Genomic DNA, 1764 nt, shown 5'->3' on the forward strand with positions numbered 1-1764 from the left:
CAAACCCATGTCCACGGCCTGCTGGCCACTCCAGAACAAGCCGCTGAACATTTCTGGGGTTTCTTTCAGGCGATCCCCACGGCCTTGCTTGACCACTTGGATGAATTGCTGGTGAATCTGGTTAAGCATGTCTTGGGCGTGCTGGCGTTGCGGCTCGGTTTGGGGGCTGAAGGGGTCGAGAAACCCCTTGTTTTCACCCGCAGTCATCAACCGCCGCTCCACGCCCAATTTGTCCATCAAGCCCGTGAAGCCAAATCCATCCATCAACACGCCAATGCTGCCCACAATGCTGGCCTTGTCCACGTAAATCTGGTCGGCAGCTGCGGCAATGTAATAGGCCGCAGAGGCACACGACTCCTCCACCACCGCGTAAATGGGTTTGTTGTGCAGCGCACGCAAACGCACAATTTCGTCGTTGATCAAACCCGCCTGGACGGGGCTGCCGCCAGGCGAATTGATGAGCAACACCAGCGCTTGTGAACCCGGGTCTTCCAGGGCTGTGCGCATGGCGGACATCACGTTTTCAGCGCTGGCCGGGCTGTCTGGCCCAATCTCGCCCACGATGGTGACCAAGGCAGTGTGCGGGAAATACGCGCTGCTGGCAGGGGAATTCATGCTGAACACTTGCCACAACACCACCACAAACAACAACAACCAGGCCAGTCGCATCCCCATTTTCCAGCGGCGCTGTGACTTTTGCTCTTTGAGCCCCGCAAAGGCCAAGTCCGTCAGCGTTTGTCGCGCCCAACCTTCGTCGACAGCATGGGCGGACGCCGCATTTGCGGTAGCCGTGACGCTTGAGGGTTGGGTTGAGGCAGTGGCGGACGTGTTGTCCTGTGGGTCTTGCATGTTCAAAATTCAAGGGGTTTCAAGTTGTAGGCAGTATGCCAGTGAACCACGCCGCCGATCTCTGACAGGCCTATTTTGACCAAGCCTCCACGACAAGGGCCGCCCGCACAATCCCCCGTATCGGGCTGGTAAGTGGCGCCGTGTGTCGCGCACATCAACCAGCGCCCGGTGTTGTCAAAAAAACGATCAGGCTGGTAATCCATCTCCATGGCCACATGGGTGCAGCGGTTCAGGTAAGCCTGCACCAGCCCTTGGTAACGAATGGCAAACGCCCGGCAGGTCTGCCCGGCATACACAATGTCAAAAGGCACAGCCCGTCCGCCGTTAACCAGGTCAGCGCTGTTGCACAAAGGAATCATCGGCTCCATGAGCGCTCCTTGTTTCAGGCGTTTTGCAGCAACCAATCGTGCAAATCTCGCACGCTGTGGGCCACATGGCGGGGGGTTCAGCGCATGGAACGCAGTGGGCTCATGCGCACCGTAACTCACGCCCACGCTGGCGCAACCGGCATTCAAAGCCATTTGCAAGTCATGCGTGGTGTCGCCGATCATGAGCGTTCGTTCTGGTTCGGTCCCGAACTCACGCATCAACTCGTTGAGCATCAAAGGGTTGGGCTTGCCCGCGGTTTCATCGGCCGTGCGCGAGCCATCGAAAACGCCACGCAGCTCGACCGCTTGCAGGGCCTCGTTCAGGCCATGGCGGCTTTTGCCCGTGGCCACCGTCAACCAGTGGTGCTGGGCTTTCAAAGCCTCCAACAAGTCGAGCACCCCGTCAAACAGGCTGATGTCGTTTTGGTGTTGCAAATAGTGGTGGCGATAACGCTCACCCAGTGCCGGGTATTTGTCTTGTGGCACATCGGGCGCGGCGTGGGCCAGCGCAGGCAACAAGGACATACCGATCACGTAGGAAGCGGCC

The 1764-nt window shown here is 58.7% G+C and carries 2 protein-coding genes and 1 pseudogene; all 3 read right to left on the reverse strand.

The features are described 5' to 3' along the window. Window positions 1–849: S49 family peptidase (locus Q0341_RS14735; protein ID WP_299514855.1), on the reverse strand; the 849-nt coding region annotated here is incomplete at its 3' end. A 2-nt stretch (window positions 850–851) separates the two neighbouring features. Continuing rightward, on the reverse strand, window positions 852–1217 hold the full coding sequence (locus tag Q0341_RS14740; protein ID WP_299514858.1) for a Rieske 2Fe-2S domain-containing protein: 366 nt from the start codon (window positions 1215–1217) through the stop codon (window positions 852–854). 14 nt (window positions 1218–1231) lie between these two features. Then, window positions 1232–1764: pseudogene (locus Q0341_RS14745) on the reverse strand (HAD-IA family hydrolase); the annotation flags it as partial.

Origin of the sequence: uncultured Limnohabitans sp., from assembly GCF_937889215.1 — a bacterium.
Lineage (GTDB): Bacteria > Pseudomonadota > Gammaproteobacteria > Burkholderiales > Burkholderiaceae_C > Limnohabitans_A.